This is a genomic window from Bradyrhizobium sp. ORS 285, assembly GCF_900176205.1.
Lineage (GTDB): Bacteria > Pseudomonadota > Alphaproteobacteria > Rhizobiales > Xanthobacteraceae > Bradyrhizobium.
Genome location: NZ_LT859959.1, coordinates 178,509 through 198,179, shown reverse-complemented (window position 1 = coordinate 198,179; position 19,671 = coordinate 178,509). Strand labels below are relative to the sequence as shown.

General features: G+C 60.8%; 19 protein-coding genes and 1 pseudogene. 9 read left to right on the top strand and 11 right to left on the bottom strand.

Going from position 1 to position 19,671, the window contains the following annotated elements:
* The first annotated feature begins 104 nt into the window (after positions 1-104).
* Complete coding sequence (locus tag BRAD285_RS35975) at positions 105-632, top strand: hypothetical protein (RefSeq protein ID WP_050886923.1); 528 nt, start codon at positions 105-107, stop codon at positions 630-632.
* 478 nt (positions 633-1,110) lie between these two features.
* On the opposite strand, the gene BRAD285_RS00885 is transcribed toward BRAD285_RS35975, so the two are convergent.
* The 3 genes from BRAD285_RS00885 to BRAD285_RS00875 form a co-directional block, all read right to left on the bottom strand.
* A protein-coding gene (locus BRAD285_RS00885) for an IS3 family transposase (protein ID WP_087877560.1) occupies positions 1,111-2,300 on the bottom strand; the annotation gives its coding sequence in 2 pieces (ribosomal slippage) (positions 1,111-2,051 and positions 2,051-2,300; 1,191 coding nt in all).
* 195 nt (positions 2,301-2,495) lie between these two features.
* The gene (locus tag BRAD285_RS00880) at positions 2,496-3,182 is read right to left on the bottom strand and encodes a HEPN domain-containing protein (protein ID WP_006610904.1); all 687 of its coding nucleotides are present in this window, start codon (positions 3,180-3,182) and stop codon (positions 2,496-2,498) included.
* 2 nt (positions 3,183-3,184) lie between these two features.
* Positions 3,185-4,294, bottom strand: coding sequence for a DUF262 domain-containing protein (locus tag BRAD285_RS00875; protein ID WP_006610903.1), 1,110 nt, complete (start codon positions 4,292-4,294; stop codon positions 3,185-3,187).
* 460 nt (positions 4,295-4,754) lie between these two features.
* Between BRAD285_RS00875 and BRAD285_RS00870 the strand changes: the two genes are divergently transcribed.
* Together BRAD285_RS00870 and BRAD285_RS00865 are read left to right on the top strand one after the other, a co-directional pair.
* Positions 4,755-5,168, top strand: coding sequence for an MbcA/ParS/Xre antitoxin family protein (locus BRAD285_RS00870; protein WP_349509732.1), 414 nt, complete (start codon positions 4,755-4,757; stop codon positions 5,166-5,168).
* The gene (locus BRAD285_RS00865; protein ID WP_006610901.1) at positions 5,162-5,875 is read left to right on the top strand and encodes an RES family NAD+ phosphorylase; all 714 of its coding nucleotides are present in this window, start codon (positions 5,162-5,164) and stop codon (positions 5,873-5,875) included. Before BRAD285_RS00870 ends, BRAD285_RS00865 begins: the two co-directional genes overlap by 7 nt.
* Positions 5,876-6,029: 154 nt before the next feature.
* Here BRAD285_RS00865 and BRAD285_RS35095 read toward each other — a convergent pair whose 3' ends face one another.
* From BRAD285_RS35095 to BRAD285_RS00855, 3 genes are all read right to left on the bottom strand, one after another.
* Positions 6,030-6,461: a hypothetical protein gene (locus BRAD285_RS35095; RefSeq protein WP_006610900.1), complete on the bottom strand. Its 432-nt coding sequence runs from the start codon at positions 6,459-6,461 to the stop codon at positions 6,030-6,032.
* Positions 6,462-6,975: 514 nt separating this feature from the next.
* Positions 6,976-8,151, bottom strand: coding sequence for a hypothetical protein (locus BRAD285_RS00860; RefSeq protein ID WP_006610899.1), 1,176 nt, complete (start codon positions 8,149-8,151; stop codon positions 6,976-6,978).
* 1,137 nt (positions 8,152-9,288) lie between these two features.
* Positions 9,289-9,807: a hypothetical protein gene (locus tag BRAD285_RS00855; RefSeq protein WP_139020599.1), complete on the bottom strand. Its 519-nt coding sequence runs from the start codon at positions 9,805-9,807 to the stop codon at positions 9,289-9,291.
* Between the two features lie 361 nt (positions 9,808-10,168).
* Here BRAD285_RS00855 and BRAD285_RS00850 point away from each other — a divergent pair, with 361 nt between their 5' ends.
* Complete coding sequence (locus BRAD285_RS00850; RefSeq protein ID WP_035645573.1) at positions 10,169-11,179, top strand: adenosine deaminase; 1,011 nt, start codon at positions 10,169-10,171, stop codon at positions 11,177-11,179.
* Positions 11,180-11,358: 179 nt separating this feature from the next.
* Here BRAD285_RS00850 and BRAD285_RS00845 read toward each other — a convergent pair whose 3' ends face one another.
* Both BRAD285_RS00845 and BRAD285_RS00840 read right to left on the bottom strand, forming a co-directional pair.
* Positions 11,359-11,841: a PaaI family thioesterase gene (locus BRAD285_RS00845; protein ID WP_006610895.1), complete on the bottom strand. Its 483-nt coding sequence runs from the start codon at positions 11,839-11,841 to the stop codon at positions 11,359-11,361.
* Positions 11,778-12,455, bottom strand: a complete 678-nt coding sequence (locus BRAD285_RS00840) for a bifunctional transcriptional activator/DNA repair enzyme AdaA (RefSeq protein WP_006610894.1) — start codon at positions 12,453-12,455, stop codon at positions 11,778-11,780. The genes BRAD285_RS00845 and BRAD285_RS00840 overlap by 64 nt, the downstream gene beginning before the upstream one ends.
* A gap of 323 nt (positions 12,456-12,778) precedes the next feature.
* On the opposite strand from BRAD285_RS00840, the gene BRAD285_RS36030 reads away from it, so the two are divergent.
* Together BRAD285_RS36030 and BRAD285_RS00830 are read left to right on the top strand one after the other, a co-directional pair.
* On the top strand, positions 12,779-13,009 hold the full coding sequence (locus BRAD285_RS36030) for a helix-turn-helix domain-containing protein (RefSeq protein WP_006610893.1): 231 nt from the start codon (positions 12,779-12,781) through the stop codon (positions 13,007-13,009).
* Positions 13,010-13,112: 103 nt separating this feature from the next.
* A pseudogene (locus BRAD285_RS00830) lies at positions 13,113-13,277 on the top strand (JAB domain-containing protein); the annotation flags it as partial.
* A 50-nt stretch (positions 13,278-13,327) separates the two neighbouring features.
* Here BRAD285_RS00830 and BRAD285_RS00825 read toward each other — a convergent pair.
* Complete coding sequence (locus BRAD285_RS00825; RefSeq protein WP_244422133.1) at positions 13,328-13,936, bottom strand: Crp/Fnr family transcriptional regulator; 609 nt, start codon at positions 13,934-13,936, stop codon at positions 13,328-13,330.
* A 434-nt stretch (positions 13,937-14,370) separates the two neighbouring features.
* Here BRAD285_RS00825 and BRAD285_RS00820 point away from each other — a divergent pair, with 434 nt between their 5' ends.
* Together BRAD285_RS00820 and BRAD285_RS00815 are read left to right on the top strand one after the other, a co-directional pair.
* Positions 14,371-16,044, top strand: coding sequence for a PAS domain-containing methyl-accepting chemotaxis protein (locus BRAD285_RS00820; protein WP_006610890.1), 1,674 nt, complete (start codon positions 14,371-14,373; stop codon positions 16,042-16,044).
* A gap of 75 nt (positions 16,045-16,119) precedes the next feature.
* Positions 16,120-16,833, top strand: a complete 714-nt coding sequence (locus BRAD285_RS00815) for a hypothetical protein (RefSeq protein ID WP_035645569.1) — start codon at positions 16,120-16,122, stop codon at positions 16,831-16,833.
* Positions 16,834-16,837: 4 nt separating this feature from the next.
* Here BRAD285_RS00815 and BRAD285_RS00810 read toward each other — a convergent pair whose 3' ends face one another.
* Entirely contained in the window at positions 16,838-17,698 is an 861-nt protein-coding gene (locus tag BRAD285_RS00810; RefSeq protein ID WP_006610888.1) for a DMT family transporter, read from the bottom strand.
* Positions 17,699-17,800: 102 nt separating this feature from the next.
* On the opposite strand from BRAD285_RS00810, the gene BRAD285_RS00805 reads away from it, so the two are divergent.
* Positions 17,801-19,261 (top strand): PLP-dependent aminotransferase family protein, encoded by a 1,461-nt coding sequence (locus BRAD285_RS00805; RefSeq protein ID WP_050886803.1) that lies wholly within the window; start codon positions 17,801-17,803, stop codon positions 19,259-19,261.
* Here BRAD285_RS00805 and BRAD285_RS00800 read toward each other — a convergent pair.
* Positions 19,255-19,584, bottom strand: a complete 330-nt coding sequence (locus tag BRAD285_RS00800; RefSeq protein WP_006610886.1) for a glycine zipper domain-containing protein — start codon at positions 19,582-19,584, stop codon at positions 19,255-19,257. The two genes, BRAD285_RS00805 and BRAD285_RS00800, sit on opposite strands and share 7 nt — an antisense overlap.
* Positions 19,585-19,671: the final 87 nt, after the last annotated feature.

Below are 19,671 nucleotides of genomic sequence, written 5' to 3'. Positions count from 1 at the left end.
TTAAACAGACAAAAATGGCCGGGAAGGATGGTCCGAAACGTGAACGGACCGAACCACGATCCCGATACGTCCTTGGCAGGCGTTATCGAACTGGGAGGGTCAAGATGCAGGACGAGCAATTTTCCCAAGATGGCAATATCTTAAGTTCGCCGGCCTCCGAACCTTCTTTCCCTCCGACGGACGGCGATGCAGGTCTCCTCGCCCTTGAGGCTCAATTCGACAGCCTTGTCGCAGAACTGCTCGCTGCACAGAACGCAAGCGACAAAACAGCAACTGATCCTGATGGCCAGCTGCGCGACAGGCACGATGTTCTAGTTGAAATCAAGTCCTACACCGATCACGAAGAACAAACGGAAAAGACGGATGCTATCTTAGCTCGTCTACACCCGATTGAGCGAGCAATTATGACTACCCCAGCGCGCACAATCAAGGGATTGGGCGTCAAGGCGCGTCATGCGGCCTATGTGATGTCCCACTATTGGGAAGAACCTATCGAGCAGATCGATTGGGGCGCGCGAGCCATGCGTCTTCTAATTGAAGCTGTCTGCGGGCTTGCTGAGGCACCTGTGCCGGGCTACGAAGCTGCAGCCGAACTCACGCCAAATGCTGCAAGCATCCCGTCCCCTTATTAGCCGTATCGCCCGCGCTGGCCGCGTCTTTCGAAGCAAATCGTGACAGGTCCCCGCGATCCGTACCGGCAGCTAGTATAACTTGCGCTGTCGAGCATAGTCAGCCCTCGCTGAGGTCATCTCTAACTGGAACCTAACTCTGTCGCGAGCCTAAGGTTGGCCAGCCGTCGGATTTGGCCGTCAGGGCAGTAGCAGCGCTTAGGCATGTGTCGTGAGAAGTTCTCCTGCCGCGCCTGCGAGCGATCAGCCAGCCGCCTGCGCCGTTCTATCCAATCTCGCGCGGACGCGCCGGACCGCGTCTGCTCGCGCACATCCTATCCGACACTATGCATCACCACAGACTGGTGGCGGGGTCGGTGAGGGGACAGCCGCCGGCGGTGCCCAAGCTGACGGAGGAAGAGAGGGCGATCGTCTCACAGTCACTGAGGTCCCTTACTGAGATCCTCCACCTGCGCGGGAGCGTTGACCTTGCCCCCAAGTTTTAGCCAGGCCTCAGTTCGTTCGGGCGGTTGGATGTGCCCATCCGGGCGGTGGTAGCGGCGGGGGCTGGCGCGGAGCTTTCGACATAGCGCAGCGCCAGATCCCGCCGCGGATTGCAGGTGGCGGCGAACTCGGACGGCGTTTTCCACCCGAGCTGCGAGTGTGGTCGTTCATCATTGTAGTCGGCCCGCCAGCATCGGAGCGCGACGCGGGTCTGGGCGAGCGAGGTGAACAGCGTCTCGTTCAGCAGTTCGTCCCGCAGGCGGCCGTTGAAGCTCTCGATGAAGGCGTTCTGCATGGGTTTGCCCGGCGCGATGTAGTGCCAAGCGACACGGCTCTGATCGGTCCATGTCAGGATGGCATTGCTCGTGAACTCGCTGCCGTTGTCGCTTACCACCATCTTGGGCTTGCCGCGCTCGACGACCAACTGGTCCAGCTCCCGAGCGACCCGGGCGCCCGAGAGTGAGGTGTCGGCCACCAGCGCCAGGCACTCGCGGGTGCAGTCGTCGACCACGGTCAGGATGCGGAAGCGCCGGCCATCGGTCATCTGATCCGACACGAAGTCGAGCGACCAGCGATCATTCGGGAGCAGCGGCACCGTCATTGGCGCTCGTGTGCCGAGGGCCCGCTTACGGCCACCTCTGCGGCGCACCGTGAGCCGTTCCTCCTGGTACAGCCGGAACAGCTTCTTGTGATTGACCAGGTAGCCCTCACGCTTGAGTAGGACGTGCAGGCGCCGATAGCCGAAGCGGCGGCGCTCATGGGCGATCGCCCTCATGCGCTGCCGCAGCCCGGCATCATCGGTCCGGCTCATCTGATATCTGACCGTCATGCGGCAACAGCCGATGGCTTTACACGCCCGCCGTTCGCTCATCCCGTGAACGTCCACGAGATGCGCGACAGCTTTCCGCTTCGCCGAGGGCGTTACCACTTCTTTCCCAGGAGATCCTTCAGCGCCGCATTGTCCAACATGGCGTCCGCCAGCAGCCGCTTCAGCCGCGTGTTCTCGTCCTCCAGCGTCCTCAGCCGCTTGGCCTCCGAGACGTCCATTCCACCAAACTTGGCCTTCCACTTGTAAATGCTGGCGTCGCTCACGCCATGCTTGCGGCACAGATCGGCGACCGGAACGCCAGCCTCGTGCTCCTTCAAAATCCCGATGATCTGCTCTTCCGTAAAGCGGCTGCGCTTCATGCTCTGGTCCTCGTTGGGGCCAGAACGAACTTCAAACTGGATTAAGCCCGAGGGGCAAGGTCAGCGTGGTCCCGAGTTGGAGCCTCGCCTTCACTAGTGGCTTCTCGGAGACGAAGAGGCAGCTCCAGACCCTCACAAGGAGGTCAAGGCCGGCCCGGAGGGCCGCCACGCGAAGCTCGGTTGTCTATCGTGATCCTACCAGGGCCTCGGGACCTTAAATTCCCGAGCAACACAAACGGCAATTTTTCTGTCCACGCGATCGCAGAAATCACGTATGCGCCGCATGTACACTCGAACGTCCGCCTGTGTCGCCTGTGAAGCGTAATCTCCATGGGCGATATTGTTACGAAGGTCTACAAGGCCCTGCACTCCAAGCCAAAGTGCTTTACGCGCACTTTCCGTCCTAGTTATTGCGGCGAAGATGTCGTCGGAGCCCCAGAGCTTAAAGAACCGCACTAAATCCTTTGGGTGCGGAGCTTTCATCCAGGTCAGTAACCGGTCATGGACGATCTCCCCGGTAAGATGCTCCATCCAGATCCACGCTTCACTTGAAACGAACTGGGTTAACTTAGGTCCTCGGTTCTCCCAGCCGGTTCTTCCTAATTCGTCTATCGGGACCATCGAGTGAATCAGCCGGATCCGATCTGGAATCTTCTCTCCACTCAGGTTTTGGCCGTTGATAAACGCAACGAGCTCTTCATTAAGTGAGTAGATGTAGCGCTCGAAATGCGAGGATAGTAGGACAACCTGACCTCGCCCAACCGCGCGCGCCAATCGCAATGATTCGGGTGCTTTGGGTCCAAGGGTTGGATGCGAGGCTTTACCTAATTCTGATACTTCGTCCAACGCAATTTGTAGAGCCTGCAAGGACTGTGACGGCATGGCTACTGGTTCAGATTGTGAGGCACTTCCATCTCAGCGCCTGCATCAAGCATTACGGCCACGGTGTCCCGCGCCCGTTTCAAGGTACGTGACCTGTCGCCAGTTGCTCGCTGAACAGCATCAGTGAACCCTTCATCCTTGAAGAGCGATGCCATCTTGCGTTTGACGTCAGATGCGCTCGGCAGGTTTTCACCTGCAATCCATGAACAGGCAAGGAGTTGCGACTCGAGCAGGGCACGGTTAACTGCCGCTTCTGACGGTTGGCCATTTGAACCAAGGACTCGGAATGCCGAGCCACCTAGAAGCGCGCTGGCGTTCCCGACCGCTCGAGTGAATGTAGCGCGATATTGCTCAATCTGCTGTGGAGTGGCCGCTCGGACACTTGCCATATACTCGTTGAGAAACTTCTTCAGAGGAGTCTTATAGGCGTTCAGCCGATCCCTCATGGCGAAAAAACGGAGTATCGCCTCCTCATCGACCATCCTTTTCCGAGGCACCTTCGTTCCGATCAGACTTCTAAATGCGGTATCCTTCGCAAGCTCATGGAGCATGTCGTTGAACGCACCCCGATAGATCGAATTCCGAAGCTCTTGCGCATTGAGGGATATCGAGCCGGTATTGAGACGCTCATAAATCTCGAACTTCATGTTCGGATGGGACTCAATCGAGATTAAGATCGTCCTGAGCGTGCGCATTCTCAGAAACCGTTGCTCTCGATCCGGAAGCTCGAGATAGCGCATCCCCCTGTATTCCCTGAGCACCGCGAGTCCACTCAGCGCATACACCCCGCCCAGATAGTTCACGATCGACCGGACGCGCTGATGACCGTCGAATATCTCGTACTTCGCCTCATCGGTTTCCGCGAAATACAGGACGGGTATGGGTATGTTCAAAAGAAGGGATTCGATCAGCCGGCTAGCCTTGGCGTTGTCCCAGACATACTCACGTTGGATTTCAGGCAAAACGAGTTGCTTGGTCGTCCACTGCTCGACGAGGGTTTGGACCGACAGGTCGAGCGGCTGGGTAATTACTTTCCGTTCAGCCGGTGGGAAGATGAAACTCTCATCATCATCGGTTTCACCCAGGTCCAGATCCATTTCCTTCGCGGCCATCCGCATCTCCTTGCAGCCTGACCAGACCAAAAGTTGGTAACGTGTGCAATAGCTCCGGGCAGCAGGTCCTGTGCGCAAGTGCAGGTTGACGGGGTTCACCTCATCCCGCCGGGACCGGTTGTTAAGGGTATGGTTCTGAAGGCAGAGGGCTTGGGTCCATCGGCGATAGCCAAAGCCTTAAAGATCGTTGGCGCGTCACTTTACCGCGCGCTACGTACTAGCTTGGCCTCTTATGTCGTTGACTGCCGGTCGGACACGAGCCACCGCCTTTCCTGATCGTGTGACGTGGATCGTTGCTTGGGGCGGCCTGCAAAAAGCACCTGCGAGTCATGGCGCTTTGATGCCCTTCACGCTTTGGTGCGCTGTGAAACCCCTAAATTATGGTATCTTAATACGGTATGGAACCTTGCCAAATGGCAGAGGTTTTGCTATAGGCTGCCATATGACACCGGGGGATACCGTGACCCAGTTTTTGCCAGTTGATACAACGCCCCGCGACTTTAAGCCCGAACCGATCTCGGATGACGAGGCGGCTGCGATGTTTCGCGCTGTCATCAACCTGTTCCGGCTATGGGGCCTTACAGACGATGAGGCAGCCGTCTTGCTCGACATGCCGGTGCGCACCTATGGCCGCTGGAAGGCTGGCCATCAGGCTCGGATAGACCGCGACGGCAAGGCCCGGCTGTCCAATTTGATGGGCATTCATAAGGCGCTTCGCATCCTCTTCCGCGAACCCCAGCGCGCTTACGCATGGGTGAAGGCTCGAAATACCGCATTCGGAGACAGGTCGGCATTGGACGTTATGCTCGGGGGTGAGCTCACCGACCTCATGCGAGTTCGGCGCTACCTCGATGCGGAGCGTGGCGGTTGGTGATCGACGTCGCCACCATCCCGACTGCTAAGGTTGAATGGCAGGGCGCTGTCAGGATCATCCGCAGCGTTTACCCCCCTATCGACCTATTCGAAGATATCGCGGACCCAGCTGACTGGCCGCTCCTCATTTCAGCGGAACAGAAAACCAACCCAAGGCTGATGGACACCATCGGCAACATTGATCTCGTACCGCCGGATCGAAGGGTTGGCGGACCGGGTGCCAGCTACCTCATGGCCCCATTCACCCATGTCAGCACGGATCGCCCCAGCCGATTTAGTGACGGCAGTTACGGCGTTCTCTACGTAGGAAACCGATTTGAGGTCGCACTGCTGGAAACGACTCACCATCACGCCCGCTTTATGTCCCGGACCAACGAGCCGCCGGGGTGGGCATCGCAGTTTCGCGAGATCGTTATGACTGTGCAGGGATCGCTGCGCGACCTGCGGGGCATGAACCCAGCCCATGCCGCGGCGCTCGATGCGAATAGCTATGCAGAAAGCCAACTGTTGGCTTTTCAATTGCGCGGCTCAGGGTCAGATGGAATCGTCTATCCAAGCGTTCGCTCCGGTGGCGAATGCGTCGGCTTGTTCTACCCCGATCTCGCATCCGGCCCGATCCAGGGACGCCACCTCGACTATCATTGGGACGGCAGTAGGGTGGACCTCTATCGCGACGCGGGCTCCGGCGAGGTCGTCCGCATTGTTTGATGCGCTGTTGGGCAGGCCGGTGATCGCGAGTTCAATGAACTCCAGCAATGTCCCTCTCAAACCATTACGGATCGTCCCAAGCACATGGGCTTTCCTGCGCAAGCAACTTTAGTTCGCATTTAATGACGTGCCTACCTGAGGCTCCCGAGAAATCTCAGTCCAGGTAGGTGCGGACGTTGCTGTATTTGGCCTTGCAGCTTGGGCATTGTACTGGTCGGCCCGAGTCTTGGGTGTCTGTCGTTTCGATCAGCAGACCTTCTTTCGAGAGACACACATTACAGAAGGGATTTCCAGCGCCTCCTTCCTTGCCGTCCGTGCGCTTTCGATACCTGTAACCGAATAGCTCAATCGTATCTTCTTCAAGACGACGATGGAGCTTCTTTAACCGTGCAATCTCTTTTTCCTTTTCAGAAGCATCCTCCTTTGCCTCAACCAGTGTAGATTTCAAATCAGCAAGCGCTGCAGTGAGATCAGCGATCTTCAATTTCAGATCAGCTTGACCAACTTCTTTGTCTATCGAGCGCAAATCATTGGCAAACTTCAAAGCTTGAGACGCACTGGAAAGCGCTAGTGCCCAATCGATCATGTTGCCCTCCGAATCGCTAAATTCGATGTAAGAGAATAACGGGAGTCGACAGTCAGTCCATTCCGGCTATTGCCGCCTCAGCTACTTCAATCTGCAGCTCTCGAAGGCGGTCCGCAAATGCGACGTCAGATCGCGAGAGCCGATAGCTTTGGCAGCAGCTAAACCGAAGCAAACTCACCTTCTCGCGAGAGCGAAACGAGAAATTTTGTCGTATACACCCAAACAACGGCAAGTCGTTGACATGCATTGACTTTTCGAGCGTTCGGCAGACTGCCGTTTCACTCAGGATGTCCTATGTAAACACGCCTTCAGCGGAATTGCTGGCTTCGCTCCAACGAGATGGCCACGCGTGGCCCGCGAAGCGTCAGCACCGGAGGTGCATAGGGTGTGAGAAAACCTTACTTCGTTTCTCGGCCTTCGGCCGCAGGTTTGCGCGGAAGCAGGTCTGCTGCTCACCGATTCGGTCAAGACCCGTATCGCGCGATGAGCTTGATCCGAGTCGAAGCGGCAACGGTCAGAATGAAGCCGCACGTCTGGCGTGAACTCCGGCAGCGAGCAGGAGCGCTACTGCCATCGGATCAAGGACGGCGACGAGCGCCAGCGTGAGCAGCCGGACCGCTCGCTCAAAGTCCGTGGCAGGTATACCAATCAACTCGGCGAGATATCGTATCGGTCCGACCTCAGCCTCGGCACGCCTGCGTTGCGCATCAATCTTGGCTTTCTCGATCTGTAGATTGGCGAGAGCCTGGGACTCACGCTGGCGTTCGGCCGCGATATCGGCACGTTCGCGACGCCTCTGGTCAGCAATCGTCATCGCTCCGACCGGCCGGCCAAGGTGTGTCGCCTCGTCGATGGCCGCGTCGATCTGGCCAATACGCCGGTCAATGTCGGTGACCACTCGGCTCTGCATCCCGAGGCGGGCCTCGACGTCTGCGGTTCTGTCGGCAAGCGTAAGATCTATGGATGCCATATGGTCGAGGTGAGCGCGGGTGAGAAAGCCGAATACACCAACGGCGTTTAGGCCCATCAACACGCCAATCATTAGGACGAGGACGAACCTCAGGAGGGAGGGCGCAGACGTCCAATGCTCAGTCAGCCAGGCCGCCGCCACGAGCTTTCCGGCCTCCAATACGGCTCCCATGATGATGACAGGCCAGAAGGCGCCGGCAAAGATCGCGGTCAGGCCGTCGATGGAAAAGGCAGCCGATACACAAGCGAGCGCCAGAGCCACAATCAAAGCGGCGAGCTTGACGCGTGTCGGGGAACCGTGAGCTCCCACCGCTCCGGGCATCCCCGTGACGCCGGCGGCGTCCGTAACGACGGCAGTACCATCTGTAACGACCGACGTCACTGTCCCCGTTACATTGATCGCTTCAGCGTTACGACTGATCAGGCCCGCGCGCTCCCAGGCTTTCAGGCGACGATTGGTCCGCATCCTATTCCAGCCCCATTGGCGTCCGAGCTCAGCGGCACTGACCGTCACTCGTCCCTCGGGCTGTGAGCGCAGCCAGGCCAGCGCCTCCATGTCATCGAATGGATGGGGCGGAACGGACTCGGTCATGATCAGATGCTGCTCCTTGCGTCTCGGCCACGCGAGATCGGAGGCGCGCGAAGGCCGCTGATTCAAAACGATGACGCTGACCTCAGTGGCCGGAACGGGGAGCCGCCTGCCCAGACCGGGATCGGTCATCTCTCCCGCTCGCCCCGTGGGGAGAATACGGAGAGGCCTGGGCGTAGTGGTGCCGGATGGCGGAGATTCTGCCCGCCGCTTGGCGAAAGCGGATCAAGCCTCGCGAGCCCCACCCTGTGCGCAGGTGTCCCGCAAAGGTGGCACGTCCGAAGCCAGAGCGGAACGGCCGAATTGCGCGACGCCGCACGCTGCAGCCCTCCCCTTAACGGCCACGATGCGCGCCGTTGCTGCCGAACTGCCGCCGCTCGACACGAAGTCTGGTCATCCGTATCGGCGATTTGCGTGCGGCTTTAACACCAGTTTTCCTCGATGCTGGACCGATCCGTGTTGGATTAATGCTAGCGGGCCGTCCGACATTCCATCTCGGATTTGCGGACGAATAGCATCGCCGTTGCAGTTCGATCGCTCTGAATTCTGTCAATAGATCGCCAAGACCCTGCGGCCGGATGCCAATGGTCAGACCGGAGCAGCAGCAAAGATGCTGGCTGAGACTTACTACTCGTGTAGCCGCCGCGCGGTGTCTGGGCGCAGTTCAGATTGGAATTTGAGAGGAGCGAGCGTAGAGCGGGTTCGACGGCAAGATAAAAGCGCCTCTCCGCGGCGTAGAATCGGCGGTCGTAAGTTGTTGTGCTCACTTATCGCAGTATGGCACTGCTCTAACATTCAGAGTGTTGCTAGAAGAAGAAAGGCCTAAGAGATCAACGTCCCGAATGGCACTAGTCGCAGCCTAGCGAACTGGTTCGCAAAATTGGGCAGACCTAGCCATGAGCGCATGGAGGACCGCTGCCGGACTACCATAGCCCCAGTTAGAGCTCGCGCCGAAGCGCGACGGGCGAAGCCGGCTCACCAGCCCTGACCGGGCTTCGCGTGGCTCGGCTCTTTGACTTCGACGCGCTTATGGCTTCTTGTGAGTGGAACTGTACTGATCAGAAATGCAAAGCAAAACGGCAGGTCGGCTTTCCGCTGGAGGCCAGAAGCGATCCAACCCGATCCGAGGCGACGCGATTGACCCGAAGCGGAGGCTGAGCTGCCTTGCGACTTTAGCCCCGGAGTTCTTCTCACGCGATATGATCGCAGACCGATCCCGTGGCGAAGCCTGTCGAACGAGGACCTGGGGCGCATAATCTGATGATGCGATCACTTCAGCATCAAGGAATCCGGCCCGTACACCTCGATCCAACCATCAACCCCGACCGCCTCAGCGAGAAGCTTCTTGACGGTTTCCTTGTTGAGGATCCAGCCGGCCGGAACCACGCCGCTGACGCCGCGAATACCACTTTGAAAGATAGCCTTGCTCTTAATGATCGGGACGCTGATCGACGAAGCTTCGTCGCCCCGATTTGTGAGAAAATAAACCTGCCAATTTTCGTCGTTTGTCCGATAGCACCCTTCGACGAACCCCACTCCCTCTTCTGGCACAACGATATCGAATGTAATTTCTGCTAACGCGCTTTTCTTGGCCCCGACCTGATCCTCACATTCGGATGGCGCGAACGTTTGCGCCACCGGTCGGCTCTCCCACACGACCTCGGTCACAACACCTGGTCTGAGCCCGAACGCTGGCGAAACGTGCGATGGGAATCTTGTGACTGCTTTGGCCGTATCGGCGCGTGCTGCGTCACGAGCCATTTCAGCAGCCTGGGCCGCGTCAGCCACTCCGGCTTTCCAATATCGATGGCGCCCCGCCGTTTCCGTTCGAACGAGCCAGCCGATTGTATTCTTGGGCATGTGACAAAGCGGTCGAGCCGCCGATCTTCATCTTCCCACTGCGAACTCACAATAGGATACCGGCTTCGGCAGGCGAAGGGAACCGCCGTGCGGGTCCGAATTTGGCCCCTCTCGGACTTCCTGGCGGCCTTCGGGAATGTCCGCCTTCAGGGTTCAACCGGCAGTAAGTCGTCGAAGCATGGGAAGGCCGCTTTTGACCCGTAGCTGACTCCAGGTGAATCATTGAGCTTTCGTTTGGGTTCATGGTACGGCCTGAGCGAAGCAGCCTCGAAAAGACAGGTGATCCTTGATGCCAGACTTGGAGCCATTCATCCGCAGCCTCCCGAAGACCGAATTGCATATGCACATCGAAGGCAGTATCGAGCCAGAGATGATGTTCGCGCTGGCGGAGCGTAATGGCATTGACCTCAAGTGGGATAGCCCCGAAGCACTTCGCGCGGCCTATGAGTTTTCGGACCTGAAGTCATTTCTCGATCTATATTTCGAAGGCTGCCGCGTTTTGGTTTCCGAGCGCGACTTCTACGACGTCACGACGGCCTATCTCAGACGCGCGGTCCGGGACGGCGTTGTTCGTGCCGAACTGTTTCTGGGTCCTCAAAGCTTTACCGAGCGCGGTGTCCCAATGGCTTCCATTATGAAAGGCATATTTGGAGCTATCGCCGATGCTGAACGAGACGTCGATATAAGCGCAGGACTAATGGTGAGTGCCCACCGACACAGAAGCGAAGCCGACGCGATGGAACTTCTTGATCAAATCATGCCCTGGGCCGACCAGATTCTGGGGATTGGGATGGGCGGCCCTGAGGTCGGTCATCCGCCCTCGAAATTCAAGAGCTTCTTCCGTGAATGTCGTAACAGAGGTTTTCGCACCACGATCCATGCAGGCGAGGAAGGGCCCGCATCGTACGTGCGGGAAGCTATTGAGGTTCTGCAGGTCGATCGGATCGATCATGGCAACGCTTGCCTGTCCGATCCGGCATTGACCAAAGAGATCGCTGATCGTCGGATTGCCCTCACAGTCTGCCCTCTTTCGAATGTAAGGCTGAAGGTGGTGCCGCAACTCGACGCGCATCCGCTTCGCACCATGTTAAGAGCCAATTTGCTGGCAACGGTAAATTCGGACGATCCTCCTTACTTTGGAGGATACGTAAGTGAGAATTTGATTGAGTGTCAAAAAGCCCTTGGGTTGAGCAAGGCGGAAATCGTGCGCCTCGTTCGAAACGGCTTTGAGGCCGCTTTCATCACGGCGGACGAACGAAGTCGGTATCTTGCCGCCCTTGATGACTTCGCGAGCTTGTAAGGGCAAAGCAGAATATCGCGTGACCGCTTATGGCCCATGCCGGACCTCCCGGGTTGGGACCGGGAATGTCCGCTTTCGGGGTTTAACCGGAAGTAAGCCGTCAGACCGCCGGCAGGCTGCTTGTGCCCCCAAGCGGCGGTCGCAAGCAGCCTCCGCGGAAAGTTGGCCTTTCCTGGATGCTAGCCTTTAAAGACAAGGCACGTCGTTGTGCCATGTGCGAGCAGGCGCCCCTTGTTATCGATGACGCGTCCCTCTGCCGTGCCAATACGGCGACCGCAGTTGAGAACCGTTCCCTCCGCTCGAATCAACCCCGTCTCTGGCGTGATCGGCCTCACCAGAGAAACTTTGAACTCGAGCGTGGTGCTGCAAAATCCCTTTTCCAAGTTTGATTGGATAGCTAAACCCATACAGCTATCGAGTAGTGTGGCCGTGAAGCCGCCATGAACGGTGCCCGCCGGATTGAGAACGGCGGCTGTCGGGATAGCGGTGACCAGCACGCGACCACTCTCCGCCTCTGTCACGTCATAGCCCAACGTTTGAGCAATCGAATTGAGCGGCAGTGTTCCGCTGGCAAGTCCCCGAACAAATTCGAGGCCGGTCATCTCCATTTGCCGGTCGGCACTGACTGTCCCGTAGGTTTTAATCGGACCACGTTCCTGCATCCACTGACCTCCAAGTCATTGATTAGAGTAAGATCGGGTGTCGGCCGGGCCTCCTTTGGGAAGGGCCTCATCATGGCTGAAGGCGGCTTTCCATAGAGGGATACAAAAGCTGCCGCCATCCTTCGGGGGCTCTTGAACCCTGCGTGTTGAGCGATTGCCGCAATGGAGAGGTCCGAGCTGTTAAGCAGCCGCTTTGCTCGCTGGATGCGAAGCGATTGGGCCACTTGCAGAGGTGATGCATCAAGGTGTTCTGCAAAGAGCCTCGCAAGATGTCGCGGCCCAATGCCGAGCCGCGTAGCCAACGCGTCGACACCGCCGATATCGAGAGCTCCTGCCTGAATCAAAGCCAACGCACGCTCGACGGTAGTGCGCGTTCCCTTCCAGGCCGGACAGAAGGGGGCCGTTTCGGGGCGGCAGCGTAAGCAGGGACGGTAACCGGCGCGTTCCGCTGCAGCGGCACTTGGGTAGAAGCAAACATTGCGCGCCAGCGGTGTTCGAACTCGGCAGACCGGACGGCAATAAACTCCCGTCGTTTTGACGGCTGCGAACACGATCCCATCCAGGGATGGATCACGCCGCTGCAAAGCTGAATAGCTGCCTTCAAAATCGGGCATGCCGCTATGCTACCCGTCTTGCCAGGCACCTGGGAGTAGCTAGCGAAGATCAGGTCCGAAAACGGTGGTTTATCATGGCCACTTTTGGCGCCCGAGGCTCGCGGCTCGATGTCTCAAACTGGCCCACGGCCGACGATTTCACTCGTCAAACGAGATGTCACTTCTTGAACACATCGAACATTGCTGCTGGGCTGACTTGGACGATACGCCTTTACGCCGCCATTCGCTTTCTCTTCCACGACCTGCGATACATCGGGTTTCCGAGACCGATCAGGACCGTAAATTACTGCATTCATGGTCGCGTGATCGGGAGTGCGGCAGCAATGGACGGTCGAAAATATCTGACGCCAGAGGAGGTCTCAGATCGCTACCGTGGCGCAGTGAGCGTGGGGACCCTCCGCAACTGGCGAGCGATGCGCGTCGGACCCGCCTTCGTCAAAATCGGGAAAGCGGTCCTATATCCGATTGGTGAACTCGATGCTTGGGACAAGAGAAACATGGTGTCCTGCCGTGCGCCAGGACGATCACCGGTGACTGGGCCTGATCAGGCGTGATCATCACGATTTGGCGTGCACTACCGTCCCCACTCTCCGTCCCCCGATTGATGGTCGGCCTGCCAAATCCGTTATTCTTCAGTTAGATAGCTGCATCGCGATGCTCATGCACAACCATCCGTCCGGCGACCCGACGCCGTCGCAGGCCGACATCCGCATGACCAAGACCATCGTCGACATCGCCAAGCCGCTCGGCATCACCGTCCATGACCACATCATCGTCGGCAAGAACGGGCATACCAGCCTGAAGAGCATCGGGGTGATGTGAGCCGACGCTGCGGCTGTGCTCAGCCTTCGCCGCACGGCCAAGCCTCCACCTCAGCCGCGCGCTGCGGCCCGATCGCAGCCCGGCAGATCGTGGAACGTGACCGCGCCGTCCGCCACCGTCATCAGGCCGCTGTCGCGCAACTGCGCCAGCACGCGGCTGACATGAACAGTGGTGAGTCCGACGGCATCGGCGATGTGCTGCTGGCGCAGCGGGAACGGATAGCGGCGGCCGTGGACGAGCCCTTCGGGCGCCAGCTTCTTCATCGCGGCCACGACGAGGAAGGCGATTCGCCCGTGCGCCGAACGCCGGCCGAGCGCGGCGGCGAGATCGTAGGCGTCGCGGATTTCCTCGATCAGCAGGTCGAGCACCAGCGACATCAATGGTGGCGTCGCCAGACATTTGTCGCGGAGATTCTGTGCCGAGTAGCTGCAGAGCTGGATGTCCGTCAGCGCTTTCGCCGGCGTATCGGCCTGCGACGCGGCCGACGGCGAGAACGCCGCATCGGCCGAAACGAATTGGCGGGGAAGAACGAGCCGGACGATCGAGCGACGGCCGTCGGGAAGAATGCGATAGCGAAACGCCCATCCGCTGCACAGGATCAGCGCCCTCGCATTCGCTCGTTCGTATTTCGGTATCTGCTGACCGGCTGTGATCGTCAAGAACCGCTGATCCAAGGCCGCAGCATCAGCCTCACCCTCGCGCGGCTTGATGATGGCATCGCACAGCCCTTCAGCAGGGCACGACAGGCACCTGCGAGCCTGCTCAGGGAGCGCCATTGCTCTCTTTTCCGTAAGTGATTCTGGCGCGCGGAATATTCTTCCGCAACTTATTAGTTCCCTAAGATCCCTTGGTCCTTATCCTCCATCAATAACATAAATTAAGAGCACCCGCTCGATTCTTAAGATCTTTGGTTTCTACTCACACAAGACCGCAGCGGATATGCGACGCAAACCAGGATCGGCCGTCAAGTCGAGACCTGCGTCGTCAGACCACACCGGTGTTTTACGGGGTACACGCATCGTCTTCACCGCGACTCTGCTTCCAGCATCAACCGCTTCATCACCACGGCTCAGCTCGAGGACCACCACCTCTGATGTTTGCACGCAAGACCACTGAAGGCGCGGACGCCAAGCTCGCCGCGATCAGCCGCTCCGCAGCGATGATCGAGTTCGACATGGACGGCACCATTCGGACAGCGAACAAGAATTTCCTCGACGCATTGGGCTACCGGCTCGAGGAAATACAAGGCAAGCATCACTCGATGTTCGTCCCCGCCGAGGAGCGCGACACCGCCGGCTATCGCGAGTTCTGGGCGAAGCTGAACCGCGGCGAATTCCAGGCGGCCGAATTCAAGCGGATCGCCAAGGACGGCCGGGAGGTCTGGATCGAAGCGTCCTACAACCCCGTTCTGGACCGCAACGGCAAGCCGCACATCGTCGTCAAGATCGCGACCGACATCACCGCGAAGAAGGTGACGAGCCTCAAGGAGGCCGGCAAGATCGCCGCCCTGGAACGCTCGCAGGCGGTCATCGAGTTCAAGATGGACGGCACCGTCGTCACCGCCAACGAGAACTTCCTGAAGGTGATGGGTTATTCGCTGGACGAGATTCGCGGCAAGCACCACAGCATATTTGTCGAGCCGGCCGAGCGCGACAGCGCCGCCTATCGCGAGTTCTGGGCACGCCTCAATCGCGGCGAGTACCAGGCGGCCGAATACAAGCGCATCGGCAAGAACGGCAAGGAGGTCTGGATTCTCGCCTCCTACAATCCGATCCTCGACGACCATGGCAAGCCGATCGCGGTGGTCAAATTCGCGACCGACGTCACCAAGCAGAAGCTGCGGAACGCCGATCTCGCCGGACAGATCGCCTCGATCGACAAGGCTCAGGCGGTGATCGAGTTCAACATGGACGGCACCATCATCACCGCGAACGACAATTTCCTGAAGGCGCTGGGCTATTCGATGGACGAGATTCGCGGCAAGCACCACAGCATGTTCGTCGACGCCTCCGAGCGCGACGGCGCCGGCTATCGCGAGTTCTGGGCCAAGCTCAATCGCGGCGAATACCAGGCGGCCGAATATAAGCGCATCGGAAAGGGCGGCCGGGAGGTCTACATCCAGGCCTCCTACAATCCGATCATGGATCTGAACGGCAAGCCCTTCAAGGTGGTCAAATACGCCACCGACGTGACGCGCCAGGTGCTGGTGCGCATGGGCAATGAGCGCGTTCGCGGCATGATGGAGTCGGTCGCCGCCGGCGCCGAGGAGCTCAACGCCTCCGTGCGCGAGATCTCCGAGGCCATGACCAAATCCCGCGAGACCGCGATGGGCGCGGTCGAGCGCGTCGGCGCCGCCGATACGCAGGCGCAGAACCTGTCCAACGCCACGCAAGCGATGAGCGGCATCGTCGATCTCATCGACAACATCACCGGGCAGATCAACCTGCTGGCGCTGAACGCGACGATCGAATCGGCCCGCGCCGGCGAGGCCGGCCGCGGCTTCGCCGTGGTCGCCTCGGAAGTGAAGAGCCTGGCCAATCAGGCCAAGCATGCCACCGACAAGATCGGCCAGGAGATCGAAGGCCTCAACAGCATTTCCGGCGGCGTGGTGATGGCGCTCGGCGAGATCAAGCAGGCGATCCACAATGTCAGCGAATACGTCACCTCGACGGCTGCCGCGGTCGAAGAGCAGAGCACCGTGACGACGGAGATGTCGAACAGCATGCAGCGCGCCGCGGCGGAGGCCGCCAGGATCGCGGGCGGGTGAGTTGCACCATATCCGCTTGAACCGATCGACCGTGGGGCGTCACCCAATCGGGTGAGGCCTGCACGGAGATCACTCATGCGAGCGGCTTGGCTCGGACTTGCCCTGAACCTTCTCGCGGTCACCGCAGCGGCCGCCTACGACGCCTATGACGAGGCCAATTGTACCGGCATCGGCTGGGACGACGCGCGGCCGCTGACGATTGCCAAGGTCATCGGGCAGCCGCGCGTGAATTTCGTCAAGAGTCCCTATGACGACGACTTCAAGGCCGCCAGCTGTCCCGCGCCGACCGATGCCTGCCGGAAGAAGAGCTATCTCGTCAGCGGCGATTGGGTGCTGGTCGGCAGGACCCGGGGCGACTTCACCTGCGTCACCTACCAGCCGCCGGGCGCGAAGAGCCAGACCTGGACCCGCGGCTGGCTGCCACGAACGGCGCTCGCGCCTGTTGCGCCGATGGCTGTGCCGGAGCTTTCGGACTGGACCGGCAGCTGGGTGCATCCCGGCGGCCAGCTCACGATCAAGACGGCAGGCGGCGGCCGGCTCAGAATCGAGGGTGACCAGGTCGTGCCGGCGGGACGCGATCTCAACAACGGCTCCATCGCCGCCACCGTGCAGCCGAAGGCCGGCGTCATCGCCTTCGTCGAGGATGGCAGCATCCCGTTCGAGCGGCCGAACGGCGGCGACGAATGCCGCGTGCGCCTGCAGCGCGTCGGCGCCTTGCTGCTGGTCGAGGACAACAATGATTGCGGCGGCGCCGGCGTTACCTTCACCGGCCTCTATCGCCGCAGATAGCGCCTCACGCCCAGCGTCGCGCCATCCCGACGCTGACCACGACGATCGCCGCGGCACCGAGCATGGTGGCGGACACCGGCTCGTGCAGCAGCAGGCTCGCAAAAGCAAGGCCGAGAAACGGCTGCAGCAGCTGCAGCTGGCCGACGCTCGCCGTGCCGCCGCGCGACAGGCCGCGGTACCAGAAGGCGAAGCCGATGAACATGCTGAACACGGAGACATAAGCGAGGCCCAGCCAGGCCGGCGCGGTGATCGGCTGCGCTGATACAGGCCATGTCAGCAATGACAGCGTCAGCATCACCGGCGACGACAGCAGCAGCGCCCATGAGATCACCTGCCAGCCGCCCAGCCTCCGGGTCAGCACGGCGCCTTCGGCATAGCCAAGTCCGCAGACGACAATGGCCGCGATCATCGCGAGATCGCCGATGGGTGAGGCCGCGCCGTCCTGCGCCAAAGCGAAGCCCGACACCGCCGCCGCGCCGAGACCCGCGAACAGCCAGAACAGCGGTCGTGGCCGCTCGCCTCCGCGCAGTACGCCGAACAACGCGGTCGAGAGCGGCAGCAGCCCGATGAAGACGATCGCATGCGCCGAAGTGACGTGCTGGAGCGCGAGCGCGGTCAGCAGCGGAAAGCCGACGACGACGCCGAGCGCGACGATCAAGAGCGACGGCAGCTCGCGCCGCCCCGGAAGCGGCTGGCGCAGCGACGCGAGGCACAGGGCCGCAAGCAGCGCCGCGAGCGTGGCCCGCGCGCCGGTCAAGAAGAACGGTGTGAAGCCATCGAGCGCGGCGCGCGTTGCCGGCAACGAGCCGCTGAAAATGGTCATGCCGATGGCGCCGCTGCCCCAGCCGTCAATCGATCCCTTCATGTGACCCTCCGTCGAGCCCCTGCTTAGCTCCGCCCGGCTTGCCGGGACAGCCTCAGAGCAATACAATCCAGCAAAACTGTACTGATATTTTTGGTGATACACTTGCGCCCTTCGACCTCAGAGCCTCGCCCGGCCGGACTCAGAACGACGGCGGTGGTCGAAGCCATCCGGCAGCGGCTCGCGACCCGCGCGCTCGCGCCTGGTCAAAGACTGCCGTCGATCCGCGCCTTCGCCGCGTTGATGGGCGTCGCTCCGGCGACCGTGGTCGAGGCCTATGACCGACTGGCGGCCCAGGGCGTCATCCGCGCCCGCCGCGGATCCGGGTTCTATGTCGCCGATGTCGCCTTGCCGCCGCTGGCGCTGACCGAGAGCGAGCCGCGCCGCCCGCGCGCGGTCGATCCGTTCTGGGTGTCGCGCCAGTCGCTCGATGCCGATCCTGCAACGCTGATACCAGGCTGCGGCTGGCTGCCGCCCGACTGGATGCCGCAGGATGCGCTGCGTCGGGCGGTCCGCGCGGTGGCGCGCAGCGACGGCGGCCTGCTGACCGACTACGGCAGCGCCCGCGGCTCGGCGGCGTTGCGGCGCGTGCTGCAGGGCCGTCTCGCCGGCCTCGGCATCGACGCGTTCAGCGAGCAGATCCTGCTGACGTCGTCGGGCACGCAGGCGATCGACCTGATCTGCCGAATGCTGCTGCGGCCCGGCGACACGGTGCTGGTCGACGATCCCTGCTACTTCAACTTCCTGGCGCTGCTGCGTGCGCATCAGGCGCGGATCGTCAGCGTGCCCATGACCTCGAGCGGCCCTGACATCGCGCGGTTCGAGGCGGTGCTCGCGGCCGAGCGGCCTCGGCTCTACATCACCAATTCCGGCCTTCACAATCCGACCGGCGCGACCTTGTCGCTGCAGACGGCGCATCGGCTGCTCAACGCCGCCGCCGCACATGAGGTGATCATCATCGAGGACGACATCTACGGCGACTTCGAGCCGGAGCCGTCGCCGCGTCTCGCCGCCCTCGACGGCCTCGCGCGCGTGATCCTGATCGGCAGCTTCTCCAAGACGCTGTCGGCGTCGATCCGCTGCGGCTATGTCGCGGCCCGCGCCGATTGGATCGAGCCGCTGATCGATCTGCAGATCGCGACCGGCTTCGGCGGTCCCGGACAATTCGCCGCAGAGACCTTGGCCCAGGTGCTGACCGGCGGCAGCTACCGCAAGCACGTCGAGGAGCTGCGCGCGCGTCTGGCGCGGGCGCGGCCGCGCATCGCCGCGCGCCTGCAGCGGCTCGGCATCACGCCCTGGCTGATGCCGCGCGGCGGCTATCATTTGTGGTGCAGGCTGCCGGAGGGATGCAATGCGATCGCAGTGGCCGAGGGCGGCCTCGCCGACCAGGTCGTGATGGCCCCGGGAAACGTCTTCAGTGCCAACCAGTCGGCCGATGCGATGATGCGCTTCAACGTCGCGCATTGCGACGACCCGCGGGTCTTCGCAGCCCTCGAGCGTGCGATCGTGCGCTCGGCTGCGGCGCAACCGGCGCTCAACGCAACGAAATCAGGACAGGCTCAGTAGCAGTAGCGCGGATGCGCGCGGACCCAGGAGCCGTCGCCGCGCTGCAGATAGCAGCCGTTCCGATAGGCATAGTAGCCGCCACGCCGGCGTTCGCCGTCAGCCGCGATCGCAGCGCCCGTTCCTGCACCGATCACGGCGCCGATCGCAGCACCGCGACCGCCGCCGATCGCGCCGCCCAGGATCGCTCCGCCCGCGCCGCCGAGGAGCGCACCACCCAGCACGTCCTGCGCGGCAGCCTGATGCAGCGGCGCGATGGTCGCAAGCGTCAGCAGCGCTGCGGCCGTGATGCGGGTGGCAAAGGAAATCCCCAGACGTCGGGTCATGAGCAGGCCTCCGTTCCGGGCACGCTAGTCCGCCCGGCCTGCCCGTTCTTGATGCAGATCAAGGCGACGTCAAGGCGGCAGAATTCC